This is a genomic window from Clostridium culturomicium, from assembly GCF_000821305.1.
Lineage (GTDB): Bacteria > Bacillota > Clostridia > Clostridiales > Clostridiaceae > Clostridium_J > Clostridium_J culturomicium.
In genome coordinates this window covers 319,101-340,168 of the sequence record NZ_CCXK01000016.1, presented here as the reverse complement: position 1 = coordinate 340,168, position 21,068 = coordinate 319,101, and the positions used below count along the sequence as shown (strand labels likewise).

The window sequence follows — 21,068 nt, the reverse complement described above, 5'->3', positions numbered from 1 at the left end:
ATGAGAAGTCTATAGATTTATTAAAAAATTGAGAAATTTTACTTATAAAAATAAAAGTATTGCACATACTTTAATTAAGTTGAATTATAACTCCTTTTGGAGAGTATTGGAGGAAGAAACATATGAAGAAATGGATTTGTACAGTTTGTGGATATATACATGAGGGAGATACTCCCCCTGAAGTATGTCCTATATGCGGAGTAGGAGCAGATAAATTCAAAGAAATGGAAGGTGACATGGCTTGGGCTGATGAGCACCGCATTGGAATTATTAATGGTATAGACAATGAAATTATTGAAGGATTAAGAGCTAATTTTATGGGTGAATGTACAGAAGTTGGAATGTACTTGGCTATGGCGCGTCAAGCAGACAGAGAAGGTTTTCCAGAAGTCGGTGAAGCTTATACACGTATTGCTTATGAAGAAGCAGAACATGCATCTAAATTTGCAGAAATGTTAGGTGAGGTTGTTATGCCAGATACTAAAGCAAATTTACAAGCTAGAGTTGAAGCTGAATTTGGTGCATGTGAAGGAAAGAAGAAGCTAGCAGGGTTAGCTAAACAGAACAATTTAGATGCAATCCATGATACAGTACATGAAATGTGTAAAGATGAAGCTAGACATGGAAGAGCATTTAAAGGTTTATTAGATAGATATTTTGGTAAATAAAATATAGTTTAAGGAGTGTTGAATATGCAAAAAATAACTTGTGATGTAACTAACTGTTCCCATAATAGTTCAGGATCTTGCTATGCAGAGCGTGTTAATATTGGAGGAGAAGGAGTATTAGCTGAAGAAGAAACTTGTTGTGGTTCTTTTTTAGATTCTAGATTATATAGTACTCTTACAAATTGCGCATCTTGTGATAAAAAGGCGGTGGAATTAGTTTGTACTGCTAATGAATGTGCTCATAATGAAAATAATCTTTGTACTTTAGATTCTATAAAGGTTTCAGGAGGTCCATCTAACATATATTCAGAGACTTTCTGTTCAAGTTTTGAAGAATAACACATAAAGAATTAACTTATTTATATATTTAATATAATAAGTTTAGGAACCTTATAACGGAGAGAAAAATCTTTTCATTATAAGGTTTTTTTATTTAACATATTTGAAGGTTATAGTATTATGAAAGTAAATGAAGAAAGGCAGGTGAGGATTGTGCAAGAAATTATTGAAGCGTTAAGTGAAAGTTTTCTTTTTAAAGAAATAAGAAAAAAAGAGTTAGATGATATTGTTGGGAAAATGATATATAGAAGATTTAAATATAAAAAGGGACAGATTATTGCTCATGAGGATGAGCCTTGTACAACCTTAGGAGTTATATTAAAAGGAGAGGTTGAAATACAAAGACTTTATTCTAGCGGGAAGACTATTGTTTTATCTAGATTTAGCAAAGGGGATGTTTTTGGAGAAGCAATTCTTTTTGCTAGCACATCTGCATATCCAGCTACAGTTGCAGCAGTAACAGACTGTGAAATTTTATATATTAACAGAGATGAAATATTGAAGATTTTTACTCAGAACGAAGTGGCTTTAAATAATTTTTTGGTTTTATTAAGCAATAAAATTATGATTTTAAATTCAAAGATAAAGAACATTTCGTTTAAATCTATAAGACAGAAAGTAATTAATTATATTCTAGTTAAAAGTAAGGATGGAATGATAAAACATATCATATTAAAAGAGAATAAGGAAGTTATTGCGGCAGAACTTGGAATTCCAAGGCCTTCATTATCTAGGGAATTGATTAATTTAAGAGAACTTGGCTATATTGCATTTGATAGAGGTTCCATTGATATATTGGACCTGGAGGCTTTAGAAGCTGAAATGATGGAGTAACATAATATAAAGTATGGTTGGATATACTGGTTAAGAGCTGGTGATGTTGTAGTGAAATAGTCTAAAAAAACTTATGATACACAAATTTGTATTAGAAGATTCATAATATATTGTTGAATAATTAATAGGTATCTAGTTATAATTTAATTAATTAATTTAATTGTAAATTAGATGGGAGGAGAAATTTATGAACAAGAGAGAAGACTATATTTCATGGAATGATTATTTTATGAGTATTTCTATATTATCAGGAATGAGAAGTAAAGATCCATCTACTCAAGTTGGAGCATGTATTGTAGATGGAAATAATAGAATTATTTCTATAGGATATAATGGATTTGTTAATGGATGTAGTGATGAGGATTTCCCATGGGCTAGAGAGGGTGAATTCTTAGAGACAAAATATCCTTATGTTGTACATGCTGAGCAAAATGCAATTTTAAATGCAAGAGGAAAATCCCTTGAGGGGTGTAGGATATATGTGAATTTATTTCCATGCCATGAGTGTGCAAGAAACATCATACAATCAGGAATTAAAGAAGTGTACTATTTAAGCAATAAATATGAGGATACTGATTCAATAAAAGCATCCCAATATATGTTTAGCAAAGCTGGCGTGAAACAAATTCAATTAACACCAAATGTAGATAAAATTGAAATAAATTTAAAGTAATTTACTGAAAGGTCGTATCATTATATGTGGTATGACCTTTTTGAACGAAATGTTTATTTTTAATTTCTGAATTCATATAAAATTATATATATTTACAATTTATAAATATAATACATGTATAAAAATGTAAAAACGTCAGCCGTTGAAATGACTAAGGTATAAAGCTGTTCAAAAAAAGTCAATGGATTTTAAAGAAATAATCTTAAGAAAATAATGTTTAAAAACATTGATAATATACTATATGTGGTATAGAATAATCGTTATGATACTAGATATGGTATTCCAGGTTGTACTAGGAGGATATTTTATGGTTGGAGAATTAAAGATAATTAAGAGAAATGGCAGTATTGTTGACTTTGACAAAGATAAAATAGAGTATGCAATACTAAAGGCTATGAAAAATGGAAGCGGGATTTATGAGCCGGAAATTGCAAAAAAAATTGCTGAGGACATAGAAGGTGCTTGTAAGAAAAATACAACGTCACCTACAGTATACCAAGTAGAAGAAATGGTATATAAAACATTGATTACATACAAGCAAGAATTAACAGCGAGAGCATATGAAGGATATAGAGCGGTACAATCCTTTAAAAGAGAAATAAACACAACAGATGATAGTATATTAGGACTTTTAGACAAAAGTAATGAAGACGTATTGAACGAAAACTCAAATAAAAATGGAGTATTAGCTTCAACACAGAGAGATTTAGTTGCAGGAGAAGTTTCAAAGGATATATCAAGAAGAAAACTTATTCCAGCGCACATTGTACATGCACATGATGAAGGCGTATTACATTATCATGATATGGATTATGCAATGCAACCAATTCATAACTGTATGCTTATTAACTTAGAGGATATGCTTACTAACGGTACAGTAATAAATAATAAGCTTGTTGAAAGTCCAAAGTCATTTGGAACAGCGTGTACAATTGTAACACAGATAATAGCTCAAATTGCTAGTGGACAATATGGTGGAAATACAATAACAATTAAGCATATAGCACCTTTCTTAAGAGTGTCATATGATAAATATTATGGTAGATATAAGCAAAAGTACTCTGAAGAAATGGCTCGTGAACTTGCTGAAGAAAGAATGATGGAAGAGCTTAAGTCAGGAATTCAGACTATTAGATATCAGCTTTCTACATTACATACAAGCAATGGTCAAGCGCCGTTCTCAACAATTTATTTAGAAATTGAAGAAGGCAGTGAGTATGAAAAAGAAATGGCTTTAATTTGTGAAGAAATGATTCTTCAAAGATTAGAGGGAATGAAAAATTATAAAGGACAGCCAATTGGAGAGGAATTCCCTAAACTTGTTTACTTATTAGATGAACATAACTGTTTAGAGGGTGGAAAATACGATTATATTACGAAACTTGCAGCTCAGTGTAACACAAAAAGATTAGTTCCAGATTATCAATCAGCTAAGATTATGAGAATGAACTATGAAGGAAATACATTCCCTCCAATGGGTTGTAGATCTCACCTTAGTCCATGGAAAGATGAAAATGGAAATTATAAGTGGTACGGAAGATTTAATCAAGGTGTTATCTCTTTAAACTTAGTTCAAGTAGCATTAACTGCAGATAAAGACATGAATAAATTCTGGGAGATTCTTGAGGAAAGATTACAGCTATGTAAAGAAGCACTATTAGTTAGACATAATCTTTTACTTGGAACAACTTCAGATGTATCACCTATTCACTGGCAGCATGGTGGTATAGCTAGACTAGAAAAAGGTGAAAAGATAGATAAGCTATTAAAAGATGGTTATTCTACTTTATCTTTAGGTTATGTTGGAGTTTATGAAATGACTCAAGCAATGCTTGGTGTTTCTCACACAACTAAAGAAGGCGAAGAATTTGCTCTAAAAGTAATGAACCATTTAAATGATACGTGTCAAAAGTGGAAGGCTGAAACAGGATTAGGTTTTGGATTATATGGAACTCCAGGTGAGAGTTTAACTTCAAGATTCTGTAGAATTGATAAGCAGAAGTTTGGAGAAATAGAAAATGTAACGGACAGAATGTATTATACAAACTCATATCACGTACATGTTACTGAAGAAATAGATGCTTTCAGTAAGTTGAAATTTGAGAGTCAGTTCCACGATATCAGTTTAGGTGGATGTATAAGTTATGTTGAGGTTCCAGACATGAGTAAAAACCTAGAGGCTGTTGAGCAGATAATTAACTATATATACCACAATATTCAATATGCAGAGATTAATACAAAGCCAGATGTATGTTATAAATGCGGCTATACAGGGGAGATTAAGCTAGATAAAGGCTTAGAGTGGTATTGTCCAAACTGTGGAAATAAGGATAAAAATGAAATGCAGGTTATGAGAAGAACTTGTGGTTATATAGGCTCTAATATGTGGGGGAAAGGTCGTACTCAAGAGATAGGACAAAGGGTACTTCACTTATAATTTATTGTGAGGTGAAAGTATGAAATATACTAAGATTAAGGATAATGATGTTGCAAATGGTGTGGGAATATCTATGTCTTTATGGACACAGGGATGTCCTCATCGTTGTGAAGGGTGTTTCAATGAAGAAACCTGGGATTTTAACGGTGGACAAGAATTTACCGAAGAAAATCTTAAATATATATTAAGTAATATTGATAAGCATGGTGTTGAAAGAAATTTAGCCATTCTTGGTGGTGAGCCACTATGTCCTCAGAATGTTGAGGGGGTATTGGAGCTTTGCAGAGAGTTTAAAAATATGTATCCTAATAAAAAAATATATATTTGGTCTGGATATATTTTTGAAGAATTTAGTGAGCTGCAAAGGGAAATACTAAATTATGTTGACATACTTGTTGATGGACCTTTTCAACTTCCTAATAGGAATTTATCACTTACTCTTAGGGGATCATCTAATCAAAGAGTTATTGATGTGAAAAAGACTTTAGAAAATAAAGTTTTGGTGCTAAGTTCTTTGAATTCTTAAGATTTAAACTAAAGTTATATATGTTGTTTAGGCCTTACCTATGTGTTAACATAGGTAAGGCTATATTAATATATTTTACTAAAGATGAAAGGTTTGAAAAAACATGGAAAAACTATTTGCAGTTATAGGTATGGCACTGTGTATTGGTGTAGCATACTTGTTTTCAACAGAAAAGAATAATATTCAATGGAGAAGTGTTCTTGTAGCCTTCTTTGGACAACTTTTATTAGCAGTTCTGCTGATAAAAACACCATTATGGAAAGGGATAGAATGGTTAGCTAACGGTTTTACCTGGGTGATTAGTCAATCTACTGAAGGAATAAGCTTTGTATTTGGTGGCATAACTGAAAACTATGTATTTTTTATAAATGCATTGCTTCCAATAGTGTTTATAAGTGCACTTATGGGAATTTTATTTCATTTTAATGTTTTACAAAAATTTATATCCATAGTAGGAAAGTTTGTTGCTAGAATTTTAAGGGTAGATACTTTGGTTGCAGTAAATGGGGTTGCCAATATGTTTCTAGGACAGTCAGAAAGTTTATTTGTAACAAAATCTTATCTTCCAAGTGCAAAGGATTCAGTTATTTTTGCAACACTTGTGGGAGGAATGACATCTATTAGTGCATCAGTGGTTGGATTGTATGCATCTTATGGAGCTTCAATGGAGTGGATTATTGTTTCAATGCCACTGACCGTATTCAGTACTTTTGTTTTAACTCAAATAGTAATGCCTACTCAGTATGATGCTGGCAAAATCGAAATTGAAGATGATAAAGGTGTTAATGTTATTGAAACTATGATGAATTATGCTATGGCTGGATTTAAAGGTGTTATTGGTATAGCAGTTGCTTTAATAGTATTTTTATCAATAGTTGCAATGATAAATAACTTTATAGGAATTTTTGCTCCTGGAGTTACACTTCAATCAATGCTTGGAATAGTATTTAAACCATTAGCTATATTAATGGGAGTTCCTTCAACTGAGTTACAGTTAGCTTCGGAAATATTAGCTACAAAGCTTGTAACTAATGAAGCAGTAGCCTTTGGGTTACCACAGTTTGCTATGCTTTCAGCAAATACAAAGGCAATGATAACAACTGCACTTTGTGGCTTTGCAGGGATTGGAAGTATAGGGATATTAATTGGAGGATATTCAGCGGTAGCACCAAATAAAATTAATGTGGTTGCAAAGCTTGGAGTTAAGGCTTTAATTGTTGCAACAGCAGTAAATTTATTAACTGGAGCTGTAGTTGGTTTAGTATTATAAGATTTTAAACAACTATATAAGAAAAATTTATATTAAGGAATCCTTGAGGCTGTGATAAACAGCTCAAGGATTTTTTTATTTTGACGACATAGTGGACATGCTTTGGAACATATAACGTAAGAGGAGAAAATTAGAAAAATTCATAGAAATAAAGGTGAAAAAATAAATTAAATACTGTATCAATTACAGTTGTACTTGCATTCATAATAATATAGCAATATAAGGAGGTTGTACATGGATATAAATAACTTTGTTAATATGGAATTTTTAGCTGGGTTCACTGGTACCATCGTTGGTGTGGAACTATTAGTTTATTGTACAAAGGGATTACCAATTATAAAAAAAATTCCAACTAAAGTTTACACATTTTTATTAGCTGTAATTCATCTACTTATAGTAAAATATGTAACAGGAAGCTTTACTTTAACTTTAGGAAATGCATATTTATTAATTATAAATTCACTTTTAATTTCAACTATTCTCTGTGGTGGTTATGATGTGGCTATTGGAAATATACAAATTCCTAAAATTACTAATGGGCAAAAGAAAAACATCAGCATAGATATTCAACCAAGCACTGATAATGGACAAGAACAAAATGCTGACAGCAATAAAACACCAGAAAGCAATAATATGACTACAGCCGCGACTATAGCTACGCCGGTAGAAGAGAATACAAGTTTAAGCAATCAAAGGAGAAATACCAATACAAATGATAAAATAAATTAATATCATAATAAAATATAATTAAATTATTTTTTATAAAAGGTGTCATGTTTGATGCCTTTTATTTTATTTCTGAAAATGGATAAATTATGTAGAAAAATAATGGAATAGAGAGTATAATGTATGTTGTAGAAAAAATACAAAATTATATATGAAATTGTAGAAACTTCGGTTAGCTTTGCTGGGAGGAAATATGCTAGAGACTATATTAATAGCCTTTTTGGTGGCTAAATTAAAAGGATATGATATTAAGCTTATATTTAAAAGCTGGGCAATATATCCAATCATAGTTATGGAAATCATTAATTGTATTGTACAAGTTATGATTTTTTCAGGTAATTATTCTGCAGTAAGCTATTTAGCTATGTCAAAAAGTTTTTATTTAGCAATATATTTATGTTTAGTATATAAATATGAAATTTATAGTAGTGCAATTATTGGTTCTGCATTTATGATTGGTGGGGGACTTCTAAATGATTTAGCTATAAAAGCTAATAATGGATTTATGCCGGTTTATCCAACATTATCATATTTGACTGGATATACTAATTCTGAAATGTTTAATACAATACAAGATATACATATATTGGGAAATGGTGAAACTAATTTAAAAATATTAACTGATTTTATTGATTTGGGATATAGTGTATTAAGTATTGGTGACGTATTTATAAGGGTATTTGTATTTTTGATAGTATATAATGCTATAAAAAAAGCAAATGCATTGACAGCGGGAGGAAAAATTACATGTTAAAGTTATCTATTTTTGAATTATTTGCAAGGCTAATACCAGAGGTATTAGTATTTATATTTGCAGCATATGTTTTTACTAAAACTAAGATTGAGAGTAAGCAATTTATTATTTCTGCAGTATTATTAGGAATATGCGTTTTTACTATAAGAATGTTGCCTATTAATTATGGAGTGCACACTATCTTGAATATTATAATGCTTACTATAATTGCGTGTACAGTTATAAAGGCAGATATAATAGATGGAATAAAATCTTCGCTTTTAACTGCAATTATTTTATTTGCATTAGAAGGTATTAATATAATGATATTACGTATGTTAGTTGGTGAAAATTTAGAAAATATAATTTCTAATCCAGTTACAAAGACACTATATACGTTACCTTCCTTGATAGGATTACTAGTAGTAGTATGGATATGCTATAGACAATTAAAGAAAAGAAAGAAGTTAAAAGATGATTAGTATAGAAGATATATGTAATAAAATATCTAACACTATTTCAAGAGAACTGAATTTAGATAGTGAAAAAACAGCAGTGATTAATTATGGAATATTTGCATTTATTCAAATGTTGATGTCAATATTGATAGTTTTTTTGGTCGGATTTATTTTTAATGTAGCAATTGAGTCTTTAATAATATTGTTAACAATAAGTATATTACGACAACAATCGGGTGGGATTCATGCAAGTTCACCAAGGATATGCACAATAATTGGTACAATATTAAGTGTTGGTATGGCTGTTGTTATTAAAAAAGCTAATATTGATTTAGAAATTATTTATGTTGCAGGTGTGATAATTTTTATATGGTCATATTATAGTGTATATAAGCTTGTTCCTGTAGATAGTCCAAGTAAGCCAATTAAAACTGAAGCAAAACGTAAACGGTTAAAGAAAAGCTCTTTACTGATTCTAAGTGTCTATCTAGTAATTGTATTAGGAAGTATTTTACTGTATTATGCTACAAGAAAAGCAAACCTGTTAGTGTACTCAGGATGCATCTACATAGGGTTGATGTGGCAAATATTTTCGTTAACAAGATGTGGACATGTAGTATTAGGAAAATTAGATGCTTTATTTAAATAATTATTAAATAGGAGGGAGCTAATATAATGAAAAAGAAACTATTTATGACTGTTGCAACAGTAGCAACTTTAGTTGCTTCTTTTGTAGCAACATCAGCATGTTGGGCATGTTTTTATCAACCAGAAGAGCCAAAATCTTTAAGAGACGAATAATCTATGTAATGGGACTGGAGAAATCTAGTTCCATTATATCTATGAGGGATGAAAATGAGCAAAGTTGAGAAAAGTAAGAGGAAGCAACTTAGTGAAATTGTTTCAGTAGTTAAGTTATCATCATTATTATTTGTTGGTATAATAGTGTGTAAGTATATATTTACTGATGGTAGAATAGCGCCTAATTCTGCAGTTGCATATTATACAATAATGTCCATAATTTTACCGATTTTTGTGTTAGTTTTAATATATTTTATGTGGACATTTTCATCAAAGAGTAAGATGAAAAATAAATATGGTAATCTAATTAGTAATATTGAAACAGTAGCATTTATTATTATTTTTACAGTTGTTATATTTGTTTGTGGTGCTTATGAAAGTGAATATAAATTTTTATATTTATTTATTATAATAACTACAACTATTGAGTCTGGAATGAAAAAAGGAGTTATTGTTTCGTTTATATCATCTATAATAATACTTGCAATGGATTTGATAATGGTTCCAGGAGATATAAATGTGTATTTTGAGAATGATTTAATTTTAGCAGGTATTTTTGTTTTGACTGCATGGCCATTAGGTTTTTACGTTAAGATTGAAAGTGAGCATATTAAACAGTTAGAAGATCAAGTTAATATAGATGGACTTACAGGTGTGTATAATCATAGATATTTTCATGATGAATTAAGAAAGAAAATTATGCAAGGAAAAATGGATCACAAACCTGTGTCCATGATTTTTATTGATATAGATTATTTTAAGCATTATAATGACCTTTATGGGCATCAAAAAGGTGATACTATTTTAAGAGAGATGGCAACGGTCATTAAAGAAAATGTTGATCTGGATAATATTGTTGCTAGATATGGGGGAGAAGAATTTGCAATTATTCTTCCAAATACCAGAGAGGATATTGCAATGAGAATTGCAGAAAATCTTAGAGCAAAGATTGAAAGCACTTACTTTGAAGGAGAAGAAAATCAGCCTAATGGTAAAATTACAGCATCCTTTGGGATTTCAGTATTTCCTGATAAGGCTAAGGATGATATGGATTTGATTAAAAGTGCAGATGATGCATTATATAGGGCTAAATTCTTTAATAAAAACAGAGTAGAGGCATATACCTCAATCTTGGATGATATAAAACAAAACATTAGTGATGAGAAGGATATTGAGCTTGTTGCATCAATAAAAACTTTAATCAGTGTTATTAATGCTAAGGATAGATATACCTATGGTCATGTTGAAAGAGTTGTTATTTATAGCAGGCTTTTAGCTGATCAGTTAAAGCTATCAGAAAAAGAAAAAGCAACGTTGATATATGGTGCATATATGCATGATATAGGTAAAATTAATATAGCTAAGGATATATTAGTGAAAAAAATGAAGTTAACTAATGATGAGTGGGGGGAATTAAAGCAGCATCCTAATAACGGAGTTGAAATCATTAAACCAGTTGAATCTTTAAAGGATGTAATTCCACTAATTCAGTTCCATCATGAGAGATTTGATGGAAAGGGATATCCACATAATCTTAAGGGGGAAGATATACCGTATCTTGCAAGAGTACTAACTGTTGTAGATAGCTTTGATGCGATGACTTCTAATAGGCCTTATAATAAGCGCAAGACTTACGAGGAAGGCGTAGAAGAGTTGCGTAAATGTAGTGGATCACAATTTGATCCAGACATTGTAGAGGCATTTATCAAGGTCATTACAAGTAAAACAGGTCAGATATGTATCGGCAAGATAGAGGCTGGTAGTGAGGCTGCGGTAGATTCAATTTCAACGTTGACTTATGATGAGTATAATTTAAAACTTTAATTATAAAAGGAACTTCTAGTGAATAGAAGTTTTTTTTATTTTGGAAAAAAATCATGCAATAAGAGAAATAAATTAAAAATTTAATAGGCGTTAAAATATATGATTATGTGGACATTAAAATGTCAATCCTATAATAGAGATTATTCTTAAGGGGTTATAACAAAAAAACTAAGGAAGGATAAGACTATGGATAAAGGTGTAAATAATTATGAAGGAGTTTTACCAGGCAGCAATGTAGTAAATATTACGGAATCTATAGTAGATGAAATTATGAAGCTTTTAACGAAAGAAGAGGTTAAGGGGTATTTAACCCCACAGGAAAAGAAAAAATATTTTCATTGCCTGAATATGCTTAGTGAAGTATATAAAGATAAGAAAAAGATTTAATGGTTGAAGATAAAAAGGGCGCCATGCGTCCTTTTACTTTGAGCATAACTAAAATTTGAATGAGATTAAACTTTACAGTTAGGTGATTGTATATAAGTTGTATATGGTGAGGTGTTATGAAGTAAAAAGGTATATTCAAGTATAAACATAAAAGTGAATTTTGAGAAAACGGATGGTGAGTATATAGGAGGGAACATATGGTCCTAGTGATATGGACAAGGTATCAATGCTATGAAATTTACGCATAGAATTGATAAAGGCATATATGTTGCTTTCAGCATTGATTTTAGGAGCAGGAGCTTTAGGGTTTAGAAAAAAATCATAATTATTAATATAAGGAGATGAGGAAACCCATCTTTTTATTATTAGTTTATATGAGATTTTATATGTTAGTGGTATCATAAGGAGTAGTGCACCTTAATGACTGTACAAATTGAAGGAGTTGAATAAAACAGGGATATAGGTTAGAATACTTTAAGTGATAATATGATTGGCATTAAGTCGAGGTATGGGGGCGATTAAGTGAAATTATTAAAGTTTTTGTTAAGTAGAATGGTCATTGTCGGAATCATTCTTGCCATACAAGTAGCTTGGTTTGTTGGTATTTTAGCTACGTTTAGTAATTATTCTATGCAGATTTCTTTTGCATGTGCATTACTAAGCTGGGTAGCAATAATTTGGATTATAAATAAACCGGAGAATCCGGCATATAAAATAGCATGGATAATACCAATTTTAACTTTCCCAATTTTAGGAGGTCTGCTATATTTAGCATTCGGAACTAAAAAGCCATCTAAAGCTATGAGAGAGAAGCTTGCGAAAGTTATTGGTGAAACCAGACACTTTTTAAGACAGAATGAGGCTGTATTTGAGGAAGTTAGAACTCTTGATGAACATGTTGCTGGACAAGCATATTATATTGCAAATTCAGCAGGGTTTCCAATTCATAAAAATACAGAAGTTCAATATCATAAAATTGGAGAGGAAAGCTATAAAATTCTTCTTGAAGAGTTAAAAAAAGCAAAACACTTTATATTTATGGAATACTTTATAATTGAAGAGGGGCACATGTGGAATAGTATTCTTAAGGTATTAGAGGATAAAGCAAAAGCTGGAGTAGATGTAAGACTTTTGTATGATGATGTAGGGTGTGTATCATTACTTCCTTATGGATATCATAAGCAAATGGAAGCTAAAGGAATAAAATGTATACCGTTTAATCCTTTTATACCAATTTTTTCTGTGGCTATGAATAATAGAGATCATAGAAAAATAACTGTAATTGATGGACATACTGCTTTTAGCGGAGGCATTAATCTAGCTGATGAGTATATAAATGAAAAAGTCAGATTTGGACATTGGAAAGATACAGGAATTAGAATTAAAGGTGAAGCAGTATGGAATTTCACTCTGATGTTTTTACAGATGTGGAATGCATATAGAAAGACTGATGATGATTATGAAATATTCAGACCACATGTAAATAAAGAAGATATATTTACTTCTGATGGATTTGTACAGCCATATGGAGACTCACCATTAGATGGAGAGATAGTTGGTGAAAGTGTATATATGAATATACTTAACAATGCAAAGAGATATGTATATATTTTTACACCATATTTAATTATTGACAATGAAATGACAACAGCATTATGTTTAGCTGCTAAAAGAGGGGTTGATGTTAGAATTGTAACCCCAGGGATCCCTGATAAGAAGACGGTGTTTAGATTAACTCAATCTTACTATGCTCAGTTAATAAAAGCCGGAGTAAAGATTTATGAATATACACCTGGATTTATTCATGCTAAAAGTTTTGTATGTGATGATGAGGTTGCAACAGTAGGTACAATAAATATGGATTATAGAAGTTTATACCTTCATTTTGAATGTGGTGTGTTTATGTATAAGACTTCTGCTATAAGGGATATTAAAGCAGATGCTTTAGACACTATAGCTAAGAGTAAGGAGATAACAATCGAAGACTGTAATCGTGGGTTAATTATTGGGTTAGGACAGGCAATTCTAAGAGGTTTTGCACCGTTAATGTAATATGAAAAAGGCTTTACTATTAATATAAATTGATAGTAAAGCTTTTGTACGATTGACAATGAGATGTAAACGATGTAATATTAATATATGAAGTAAATATTTGTGAATTTGGGTTTGATAATTTTTTTATCAATTAAAAGGGAAGTTGGGTGAAAATCCCACGCGGTCACGCCGCTGTAAGAGAGGAGTTTTCTTCTATTGAGCCACTATTTATATGGGAAGGCAGAAGAAAATTATGATACTTGAGCCAGAATATCTGCCTATTTTCTGCCACTAATTCTACGAGGGATGGAAGGGGGCGATTAAATCTTGGTAACATGATTTGTTGACTTTTAGCCATTTGGTCTAAAGGTCTTTTTTTATTTAAGCTTTCAAAAATTATGATAGGAGTGTTGATAAAAATGAAAAGAACTCAATTTAATGTAGAAGGTTTAGCCACTGTTACAGAAGATTTATGTAAAGTAATAGAGCGTATAGATGTTGTTATGGATAATTATAATGAGGAGAATATTTTAAATGTAAGAGTTTTTAATGATTCTTTTGATAAGTTTATGGATTTAATAGGAAAGTATATGGGAAAGTGTTTAGTTACGATTAGTGAACCATATAATGATGGGTTATTTAGTGTAAGTGTTGATAAATCAGTTGATGCAGGGATTTTACCTGATATTGATAATGAGTTTTATAGAGAGTTGAAGTTGTTTAATAAAATTAAGAGTGCTAAGCCTGATGATTATTATTACACAGCGTACAAATTCTATGGCAAAAATAATGAAAAGATAAAAAAATTATATAATCATATGGTTAAATATACAAATAACTTTATTAAATATTAAAGAGATTATAACATAGATATATAATTATTTATGTTGTTATAAAAATGAATATAAATAGCTTTTAGGTTTCTGTAAAGAATTAATAGGGAAGTTAGTGTGAATCTAACACAATCCCCGTTGCCGTATTGAATGATGGAGCAAGCAGGATAAAATATATGTTTTCAGGCAATAGCTTGAATAGCATTGTTAAATCAGCCACTGACTATTTGTTGGGAAGGTGCTTGCAAAAGATGATCTCTAAGTCGGAAGACCTGCCTAGAAGTTAAAGCGATGTCCTTTCGGGTTGAAGAGGTTATTATGCACTTTTTATATTTTAATAATAAGTTAAATCCTAAATTGCTAATTTAGAGTTTATGAACTTGTTTATTCTATTATAGAATAAAAATTAAAAATATAAATGTGATTAAAAGCTAAACATTCTTATGCATTAGTTATAAAGATGTGTTTGGTTAATTTTAATGAGCTGTATAGCTATCCTCTGCTTCATGGACATGAAGCAGATTTTTTTGTAAAAGGACGAAGGCTTTACTATTTATATTAATAATAATATAGAAAGGAAGTCGGGAAAATGAAAAGAAACATTAAAAACAAAATCAAAGCTGCGCTAACAATAATAGGAGGTTTACTAATAGGTTTACCAACCCATGCTTTTGCAGACTCAGTAGCTAAAGTGCAATCAGAAAGTCAGGATATAAGAGGTTATATATTGGTAGTTAGTCTTCTTGGCATATTAATTTTGCAATTAATTTATCCATTAAGAAAAGAATTTAAAAAAAGTAGATAAAAAGCAAAAAGAGAAGCTGTCCATGTAGAGCATACAATGGACAGCTATTTTTATGTTTCAAAATAATTTTGAAACATTATGTATTAATTTGGATAAGTTGAGAGAAATATGGGGTATATAGATGTGTTATGTAAAATAAAAATGAAAAGTTCTTTTTTAGCGGAGGTATAAAATAGTATATAATATAAATAATGCTTGGAAAATATTTCTAAAATTTTGATATATTAAAGAAGGTGTTGACATTGAAGAATATAAAATGTATGAAATGTGGAAAAAGGTTAGAGGAAAATAAAAGTTATTGTACATATTGTAAGTATACTAATAATTTAGAAAGCGGATATATTGATGAAAGTACAATAATAAGTAAACCAGGAGAAAAAAGAGTACTGGATTATAAAAAGATTGCAAAAAAAACTTTCATTGCAGTAATAACTACTGCAATGATTGGATTAGCTTCAGCAGGCACAGTATTTATTTTATCTGCAGATAAAGAAATGAAAGTATCTATGGGACTTATGTCCACTTCAGGTATAGCGCTTAAAAAAGAGGTTAAAGAGCTTCTTAGAGGTGTAAAATTTGGAATGTCTAGAGAAGATATAACAGGTTTAGAAAGTAAATATAGTGATTCGGTTAAAGAGTTAAATAATGAAGATTATATTACTTATACAGGGTGTAAATATGGAGGATATGAAGGTAGAACTACATATAGGTTTACTGCTAATAATTTGAGTGAAATTTCCGTTGTTTTTTATCCGCAAGAGGATACAAAGGCTACTTATGACAGTCTGATTTCAACATTTACTAAAGAATATGGAGAACCAGTGAAGACTGAAGATGAAACAGAAGCTGCAACAGTTACTAATTGGAATAATGGGAAATTATCTGTAAAGCTGCAATTAGGAGAATATATTAATTTAATAATAATCCCTGAAAATAAAGAGAAGAATTAAATGCATATAAAATGGCTTACCCTGTGTTAGTGGTAAGCCATTTTATATGAAGCTCCTTTTCATGTCCATTCAAAGGAGTGCTCTTCTGAGTAAGTTCGAGGAACTAAATCAAAGATTTAGACTTTCACTTATAGATATTTTAAGGAAGTACAAATTATTATTTATTAGTACTAATCTTTGAATAACAAAGTTTACATATGTTTATAACCTTACCTTCATCATCCTTCTTAGTCCATGCTAACCTTAAGCGTGGTCTTCCACAAACTGGACAAGTTCCCCTCCAGCCTGCATTTTTTTTTATTATTTTACCTCTTCGTTGTTTACCCATTTTTCATCTCTCCTTTCAATAAATTATATTAGGAAGAAGAAAAGTTATGACTAAAAATTTTATAATGTAGAATAATAATTACATGAATTTCCTTGACACTTTGTTTTTTTAAAAGTATAATTGTTAGAAATTTATATATCTTAAGTGGGTGGAGGATTGTATAATGCAAATGAACGACGTAGTTATCCCTAAAGGATATAGAAGTCAGGGTACGCTAATAGAAACGGAAATACATATAAAAAAAATTAAGGATTTTTTTGAAAAAGAATTATTTAAAGCATTAAATTTAACAAGAGTATCAGCCCCTTTATTTGTAGATTCAAGTAGTGGGTTAAATGATAATATGACTGGTTATGAAAGACCAATAGTTTTCAGAGCATCAGCTGCAGGTAAGGATGTTGAGATTATTCAATCATTAGCAAAGTGGAGAATTATGAGTCTTCATAGATATGGTTTTTGTGAAGGACAAGGATTATATACTGATATGCATATAATCAAAAAAGATGATACAATGGATAATCTTCATTCCATATATGTTGACCAATGGGGATGGGAAAAGGTTATCAGCCAGGATGAAAGAAATGAAGCCTATTTAAAGTCCATAGTTAGATCTATTTATGGGGTGTTTAGAATAACTGAATCCTTTGTGAATAGTGAGGTTACTGCTACAGGCCATAAGCTTCCACAAGACATTTTCTTTATTACAGCACAAGAACTCGAGGATAAATATCCAGACTTGAATCCAAGGGAAAGAGAACAGGAGATTTGTAGAGAGCATGGTGCTGTATTTATAATGAAGATTGGAGATGCTCTTAAATCAGGAGAGAAGCATGATGGTAGAAGTCCGGATTATGATGATTGGAATTTAAATGGCGACATTCATTTTTGGTATCCATTATTAGATACTTCTATGGAAATTTCATCCATGGGTATAAGAGTTAATGAAGAAGCTTTAGAACGACAGCTTAAATTAGCAGGAGCTGAAGATAGAAGACAGTTATATTTCCATAAGGCTCTTTTAAAAGGAAAACTTCCTTATACAATAGGAGGAGGAATTGGTCAGTCTAGAGTTTGTATGTACTTCTTAAATAAAGCTCATATTGGTGAAGTTCAAGCGTCAGTATGGGATGAAAAGATTGTTACAGCATGTAGAGAAAATGGTATAAATCTATTATAATATTTTAAGCATTAACCTATAGTAAAATAAGAACTGTTTTACTATAGGTTTTATGATTTTAAAATTACAACAAGAAATTATTTATTTGAACTATAAGCGAGGGAGAAGAAAAATGATAAGAGAGATACAAAAGGATATTTATCAGATAGAAGTAGTTTTACCCAATAATCCATTGAAGATATTGAATGCATACTTAATTAAGGGAAAAGATAGAAATCTATTAATAGATACTGGTTTTGCAAAGAAAGAGTCTTATGAAAGTCTTTTAAGGGGACTTGATAAATTGAATATAGATATGAAAAAAACTGATGTATTTTTAACTCATCTTCATAATGATCATATTAGTTTGGTTAAGTATATTATTGAAGATAATTGTAAAGTGTACATGCACCCCTTAGACCAGAAAGCTTTAAGGTTGCTTAATGATAAAGCAGTTTGGAAAAGTGATGAACAATTTAATGAGGAAATGGGATTTCCAAAAGGTCGAATTGGTGAGGCTTTAAGCAGTTTTAGAGATTTGAAGGAAATTGAAAAACAACCTAAAGAGTTTATTTATGAAGATATATTTGAAGGTGATATTATAAAGGTTGGAGAATATGAATTTAAATGTATTTTAACGCCTGGACATACTCCAGGACATTGTTGTTTGTATGAAGAAAACAATAAGATTTTAATTGGTGGAGACCTGATTTTGGACAAGATAACACCTAATATATCTTTAAATAATAAACAGTGGCTTGGTAATCCATTAGAAGCATATATTGATAGCTTAAATAAGGTGAAGAAGCTTCAGATAGATATCATATTACCTTCCCATAGGAATTGCATAAATGGTGCTAAGAGTAGGATTGAAGAGTTAAAGGAACATTCCTATAAAAGACTTGAGGAAGTTATGAGAGCGTTACAGGCAAAACATATATCATGTCCATATGATTTAGCTGGATGTATGAATTGGAATATAAGAGCAAGAAGCTGGGAGGAGTTTCCTTTAACTCAGAAGTTTTTTGCACTAGGAGAAACTATGGCTAATCTTGTGTATTTAGAAAGCAAAGGATTAGTCGAAAGAGATATTATTCAAGGAAAGATATACTTTAGTATTTCAACAATTGGTCTTTCAGTTCTTAGTAATAAAGCATAATTTTTAAAACAAAGATTCAGATTATGTCTATCTGCCATTCCTAATGATGGGAGAAGGCGAATAATAGATGAATCTTTGTTTTTTATTTCTTAAAAAAATAAAGGACAACGGGTATAAATGTTGAATTACTAGAAAATGGAGGTAACATTATGGAGGAAAGGATGAATACTTATGGGGAGAAAGAAAAGAAAGTCGGAGGCTAAAGTTAAAAAAGAAGCAGATGTTCAAAAGAATATTTTATATATAAAGCCAGAGGTAGAGTTAAAGGATGTTTTAAGGGATAGAAGTATAAATAGCAAGGTTATACCTAGTGCGTGTAGTTTAAGAGACGTGTTACAACATTTAAGTGAGAAGAACTGGAATATATCAAAGCTTAAAAAGTATGAAAAAAGCTGTTGCGAGGCATATAAATTAAATCAAGTTTTGGGGATGCTTAAAGATTTTGAGGAAAAATACTGGAAAGAAATATTGAGAATAAATGTATTATCTACCTATGGTGAAGATATTGGTGCAAATTGTGCAGCAATTTACCTAGTAGGATATGTTGCGGAAAAAATGGGGGCTGGAGAGCATATGATGCAGGAATATTGTAAGCTTGCGGGTATCACTGAAAAGGAGATTTGCGTTAAAGCCATTTACAATACTGGAAAAAATGATGGTGAGTATCTTGGAATTCTAAATGAAGATGGAACTATAGCTGATTGGGATTTCTTAGAAAAGTGGGTAATGGGATAAAATCTGTGAATGGTTGAGATAAGGCTGTTTTGAAATGTTTATGTTTCAAAGCAGCTTTTTATTTATGAGAACCAGTTATAAGTGAATTTGGACTATTGGTGGTACTTTAAGTGTTCGAATTGAAGTAGTATTATAAAAACATAATATTACGAGAATCGGAGGGCACAAGTATGAATTCATTTATTAGTCCAGATAATACCTGGGTATTATGGACAATTTTAATAGGGATTGCAGCTATAAGTATAGTACTTGAACAAAAGTACAAATGGGCGGCAAGAATAACGGGAGCAATAATAGCTTTAATTGGAGCAATTTTACTAGCAAATTTAAAAATTATACCAACTGAAAGTTTGGTTTATGACACTGTATGGGATTATGTAGTTCCTATAGCAATACCATTATTACTATTAAAAGCAGATTTAAGAAAAATAAGGAAAGAAAGCGGAAAAATGTTTGGAGTGTTTCATATCTCAGCATTAGGAACGATCATAGGGACATTTATATCTGCGTTTCTATTTGCATCAGTTATACCTTATGTAGCAGAAATTGCAGGTATGATGACTGGCAGCTACATTGGTGGAGGGGTAAATTTTGTTGCAATGACTTCAAGTTTTTCAACTCCAGAGAATATAACAAATGCTACTATAGTAGCGGATAATTTAGTAATGGTTGTATATTTCTTTATTGTAATGTCTATACCTTCCATGAAATTATTTAAAAAGTGGGAAATGGCAACTGAGAATAATAATGAAGAAAAAGGTTCAGCAAGTTATTGGACAAAGAAAGAGATATCTTTAAAAGATATAGCGGTATCCTTAGCAATTGCCTTTTCAGTAGCATGTGCATCAAACCTACTTTCGTCATTTATAGGATCAGTAGTGCCAGATACAACAGCCTTATTCAGGATGTTAAAATCTATTTTTGGAAATATGTACTTAATAATGACTACCTTAATGTTGATTGTTGCTACAATGTTTTCGAAGCAGTTAGAGGAAATTAATGGTGCAGAAGAGATAGGAACATTTTTAATATATTTATTTTTTGTAGTACTGGGGGTCCCAGCATCTATTTCGGAGATAATCAAAAATGGAGCGTTTATATTACTATTCTGTATATCTGCAGTGATGATTCACTTAATTGTTACTTTAGGAATAGGTAAGATGATGAAATGTAAGTTGGACGAACTGCTTCTTGCATCTAATGCATGTATAGGTGGACCAACTACGGCAGTGGCAATGGCAATTGCAAAGGGCTGGAATGGATTAATTGTTCCAGTGATGGTATCAGGAGTATGGGGATACGTTTTAGGGAATTATGCAGGTGTGTTAGTTGGAAATATTCTTCAAAATCTAATTTAAAAATATAACAAATTAAAGCTAAAAGTTTCTAATA

23 protein-coding genes and 2 riboswitches are annotated in these 21,068 nt (G+C 30.8%); of the genes, 22 read left to right on the top strand and 1 reads right to left on the bottom strand.

The features are described from left to right. The first annotated feature begins 122 nt into the window (after window positions 1-122). The 18 genes from BN1075_RS10990 to BN1075_RS10905 all read left to right on the top strand — a co-directional run bounded on the left by BN1075_RS10990 (window position 123) and on the right by BN1075_RS10905 (window position 16,298). Complete coding sequence (locus BN1075_RS10990) at window positions 123-668, top strand: NADH peroxidase (RefSeq protein ID WP_040193195.1); 546 nt, start codon at window positions 123-125, stop codon at window positions 666-668. A gap of 24 nt (window positions 669-692) precedes the next feature. Beyond that, window positions 693-1,007, top strand: a complete 315-nt coding sequence (locus tag BN1075_RS10985; RefSeq protein ID WP_040193194.1) for a DUF1540 domain-containing protein — start codon at window positions 693-695, stop codon at window positions 1,005-1,007. A 120-nt stretch (window positions 1,008-1,127) separates the two neighbouring features. Then, a complete protein-coding gene (locus BN1075_RS10980) occupies window positions 1,128-1,841 on the top strand; it encodes a Crp/Fnr family transcriptional regulator (protein ID WP_148315494.1) in 714 nt (237 codons plus the stop codon). 187 nt (window positions 1,842-2,028) lie between these two features. Then, on the top strand, window positions 2,029-2,514 hold the full coding sequence (locus BN1075_RS10975) for a deoxycytidylate deaminase (protein ID WP_040193193.1): 486 nt from the start codon (window positions 2,029-2,031) through the stop codon (window positions 2,512-2,514). A 307-nt stretch (window positions 2,515-2,821) separates the two neighbouring features. Beyond that, the gene (gene nrdD / locus BN1075_RS10970; RefSeq protein WP_040193192.1) at window positions 2,822-4,951 is read left to right on the top strand and encodes an anaerobic ribonucleoside-triphosphate reductase; all 2,130 of its coding nucleotides are present in this window, start codon (window positions 2,822-2,824) and stop codon (window positions 4,949-4,951) included. Window positions 4,952-4,970: 19 nt separating this feature from the next. Then, window positions 4,971-5,477 (top strand): anaerobic ribonucleoside-triphosphate reductase activating protein, encoded by a 507-nt coding sequence (nrdG, locus tag BN1075_RS10965; RefSeq protein ID WP_040193191.1) that lies wholly within the window; start codon window positions 4,971-4,973, stop codon window positions 5,475-5,477. Between the two features lie 103 nt (window positions 5,478-5,580). Next, on the top strand, window positions 5,581-6,747 hold the full coding sequence (locus BN1075_RS10960; protein WP_040193190.1) for a NupC/NupG family nucleoside CNT transporter: 1,167 nt from the start codon (window positions 5,581-5,583) through the stop codon (window positions 6,745-6,747). A gap of 234 nt (window positions 6,748-6,981) precedes the next feature. Continuing rightward, on the top strand, window positions 6,982-7,476 hold the full coding sequence (locus tag BN1075_RS10955; RefSeq protein ID WP_040193188.1) for a hypothetical protein: 495 nt from the start codon (window positions 6,982-6,984) through the stop codon (window positions 7,474-7,476). Between the two features lie 190 nt (window positions 7,477-7,666). Further along, window positions 7,667-8,227, top strand: a complete 561-nt coding sequence (locus tag BN1075_RS10950; protein WP_040193187.1) for a DUF5317 family protein — start codon at window positions 7,667-7,669, stop codon at window positions 8,225-8,227. Continuing rightward, window positions 8,221-8,688 carry a hypothetical protein gene (locus BN1075_RS10945; RefSeq protein ID WP_040193186.1) on the top strand — a complete coding sequence of 156 codons (468 nt, stop codon included), beginning with the start codon at window positions 8,221-8,223 and terminating at the stop codon, window positions 8,686-8,688. Before BN1075_RS10950 ends, BN1075_RS10945 begins: the two co-directional genes overlap by 7 nt. Next, entirely contained in the window at window positions 8,681-9,313 is a 633-nt protein-coding gene (locus tag BN1075_RS10940) for an accessory gene regulator ArgB-like protein (RefSeq protein WP_040193185.1), read from the top strand. The genes BN1075_RS10945 and BN1075_RS10940 overlap by 8 nt, the downstream gene beginning before the upstream one ends. 26 nt (window positions 9,314-9,339) lie before the next feature. Further along, window positions 9,340-9,465: a cyclic lactone autoinducer peptide gene (locus BN1075_RS10935; protein WP_040193183.1), complete on the top strand. Its 126-nt coding sequence runs from the start codon at window positions 9,340-9,342 to the stop codon at window positions 9,463-9,465. 54 nt (window positions 9,466-9,519) lie between these two features. Then, the gene (locus BN1075_RS10930) at window positions 9,520-11,289 is read left to right on the top strand and encodes an HD-GYP domain-containing protein (RefSeq protein WP_081911563.1); all 1,770 of its coding nucleotides are present in this window, start codon (window positions 9,520-9,522) and stop codon (window positions 11,287-11,289) included. 186 nt (window positions 11,290-11,475) lie between these two features. Further along, window positions 11,476-11,676 carry a hypothetical protein gene (locus BN1075_RS10925; protein ID WP_040193182.1) on the top strand — a complete coding sequence of 67 codons (201 nt, stop codon included), beginning with the start codon at window positions 11,476-11,478 and terminating at the stop codon, window positions 11,674-11,676. Window positions 11,677-12,228: 552 nt separating this feature from the next. Continuing rightward, window positions 12,229-13,728 (top strand): cardiolipin synthase, encoded by a 1,500-nt coding sequence (cls, locus tag BN1075_RS10920; RefSeq protein ID WP_040193529.1) that lies wholly within the window; start codon window positions 12,229-12,231, stop codon window positions 13,726-13,728. 93 nt (window positions 13,729-13,821) lie between these two features. Then, window positions 13,822-14,006, top strand: a riboswitch (cobalamin riboswitch). Window positions 14,007-14,129: 123 nt separating this feature from the next. Further along, window positions 14,130-14,564: a hypothetical protein gene (locus tag BN1075_RS10915; protein WP_040193181.1), complete on the top strand. Its 435-nt coding sequence runs from the start codon at window positions 14,130-14,132 to the stop codon at window positions 14,562-14,564. A gap of 46 nt (window positions 14,565-14,610) precedes the next feature. Beyond that, window positions 14,611-14,837, top strand: a riboswitch (cobalamin riboswitch). Window positions 14,838-15,132: 295 nt separating this feature from the next. Continuing rightward, a complete protein-coding gene (locus BN1075_RS10910; protein ID WP_040193180.1) occupies window positions 15,133-15,348 on the top strand; it encodes a hypothetical protein in 216 nt (71 codons plus the stop codon). 242 nt (window positions 15,349-15,590) lie between these two features. After that, entirely contained in the window at window positions 15,591-16,298 is a 708-nt protein-coding gene (locus tag BN1075_RS10905) for a zinc ribbon domain-containing protein (protein WP_040193179.1), read from the top strand. A gap of 157 nt (window positions 16,299-16,455) precedes the next feature. Here the strand turns inward: BN1075_RS10905 and BN1075_RS21935 are convergent, their stop codons facing one another. Beyond that, entirely contained in the window at window positions 16,456-16,626 is a 171-nt protein-coding gene (locus tag BN1075_RS21935; RefSeq protein ID WP_197072301.1) for a hypothetical protein, read from the bottom strand. A 169-nt stretch (window positions 16,627-16,795) separates the two neighbouring features. Here BN1075_RS21935 and asnA point away from each other — a divergent pair, with 169 nt between their 5' ends. The 4 genes from asnA (at window position 16,796) to BN1075_RS10885 (ending at window position 21,034) form a co-directional block, all read left to right on the top strand. Then, the gene (gene asnA, locus BN1075_RS10900) at window positions 16,796-17,803 is read left to right on the top strand and encodes an aspartate--ammonia ligase (RefSeq protein ID WP_197072309.1); all 1,008 of its coding nucleotides are present in this window, start codon (window positions 16,796-16,798) and stop codon (window positions 17,801-17,803) included. A 112-nt stretch (window positions 17,804-17,915) separates the two neighbouring features. Then, window positions 17,916-18,941, top strand: a complete 1,026-nt coding sequence (locus tag BN1075_RS10895) for an MBL fold metallo-hydrolase (protein WP_042387213.1) — start codon at window positions 17,916-17,918, stop codon at window positions 18,939-18,941. Window positions 18,942-19,112: 171 nt separating this feature from the next. Further along, the gene (locus BN1075_RS10890) at window positions 19,113-19,676 is read left to right on the top strand and encodes a hypothetical protein (RefSeq protein ID WP_052406509.1); all 564 of its coding nucleotides are present in this window, start codon (window positions 19,113-19,115) and stop codon (window positions 19,674-19,676) included. A gap of 170 nt (window positions 19,677-19,846) precedes the next feature. Continuing rightward, the gene (locus BN1075_RS10885; RefSeq protein ID WP_040193177.1) at window positions 19,847-21,034 is read left to right on the top strand and encodes a DUF819 family protein; all 1,188 of its coding nucleotides are present in this window, start codon (window positions 19,847-19,849) and stop codon (window positions 21,032-21,034) included. The last annotated feature ends 34 nt before the right edge of the window (window positions 21,035-21,068 follow it).

Bases quoted from the DNA above. Each gene is read 5' to 3' on its own strand.
- BN1075_RS10980 (WP_148315494.1), top strand. From the start codon at position 1,128: ATGAAAGTAAATGAAGAAAGGCAGGTGAGGATTGTGCAAGAAATTATT.
- nrdG (WP_040193191.1), top strand. From the start codon at position 4,971: ATGAAATATACTAAGATTAAGGATAATGATGTTGCAAATGGTGTGGGA.
- cls (WP_040193529.1), top strand. From the start codon at position 12,229: ATGGTCATTGTCGGAATCATTCTTGCCATACAAGTAGCTTGGTTTGTT.
- BN1075_RS10950 (WP_040193187.1), top strand. From the start codon at position 7,667: ATGCTAGAGACTATATTAATAGCCTTTTTGGTGGCTAAATTAAAAGGA.
- BN1075_RS10945 (WP_040193186.1), top strand. From the start codon at position 8,221: ATGTTAAAGTTATCTATTTTTGAATTATTTGCAAGGCTAATACCAGAG.
- asnA (WP_197072309.1), top strand. From the start codon at position 16,796: ATGAACGACGTAGTTATCCCTAAAGGATATAGAAGTCAGGGTACGCTA.
- BN1075_RS10990 (WP_040193195.1), top strand. From the start codon at position 123: ATGAAGAAATGGATTTGTACAGTTTGTGGATATATACATGAGGGAGAT.
- BN1075_RS10940 (WP_040193185.1), top strand. From the start codon at position 8,681: ATGATTAGTATAGAAGATATATGTAATAAAATATCTAACACTATTTCA.
- BN1075_RS10895 (WP_042387213.1), top strand. From the start codon at position 17,916: ATGATAAGAGAGATACAAAAGGATATTTATCAGATAGAAGTAGTTTTA.
- BN1075_RS10960 (WP_040193190.1), top strand. From the start codon at position 5,581: ATGGAAAAACTATTTGCAGTTATAGGTATGGCACTGTGTATTGGTGTA.
- BN1075_RS10985 (WP_040193194.1), top strand. From the start codon at position 693: ATGCAAAAAATAACTTGTGATGTAACTAACTGTTCCCATAATAGTTCA.
- BN1075_RS10885 (WP_040193177.1), top strand. From the start codon at position 19,847: ATGAATTCATTTATTAGTCCAGATAATACCTGGGTATTATGGACAATT.
- BN1075_RS21935 (WP_197072301.1), bottom strand. From the start codon at position 16,626: ATGGGTAAACAACGAAGAGGTAAAATAATAAAAAAAAATGCAGGCTGG.
- BN1075_RS10930 (WP_081911563.1), top strand. From the start codon at position 9,520: ATGAGCAAAGTTGAGAAAAGTAAGAGGAAGCAACTTAGTGAAATTGTT.
- BN1075_RS10925 (WP_040193182.1), top strand. From the start codon at position 11,476: ATGGATAAAGGTGTAAATAATTATGAAGGAGTTTTACCAGGCAGCAAT.
- BN1075_RS10975 (WP_040193193.1), top strand. From the start codon at position 2,029: ATGAACAAGAGAGAAGACTATATTTCATGGAATGATTATTTTATGAGT.
- BN1075_RS10915 (WP_040193181.1), top strand. From the start codon at position 14,130: ATGAAAAGAACTCAATTTAATGTAGAAGGTTTAGCCACTGTTACAGAA.
- nrdD (WP_040193192.1), top strand. From the start codon at position 2,822: ATGGTTGGAGAATTAAAGATAATTAAGAGAAATGGCAGTATTGTTGAC.
- BN1075_RS10955 (WP_040193188.1), top strand. From the start codon at position 6,982: ATGGATATAAATAACTTTGTTAATATGGAATTTTTAGCTGGGTTCACT.
- BN1075_RS10890 (WP_052406509.1), top strand. From the start codon at position 19,113: ATGGGGAGAAAGAAAAGAAAGTCGGAGGCTAAAGTTAAAAAAGAAGCA.
- BN1075_RS10910 (WP_040193180.1), top strand. From the start codon at position 15,133: ATGAAAAGAAACATTAAAAACAAAATCAAAGCTGCGCTAACAATAATA.
- BN1075_RS10935 (WP_040193183.1), top strand. From the start codon at position 9,340: ATGAAAAAGAAACTATTTATGACTGTTGCAACAGTAGCAACTTTAGTT.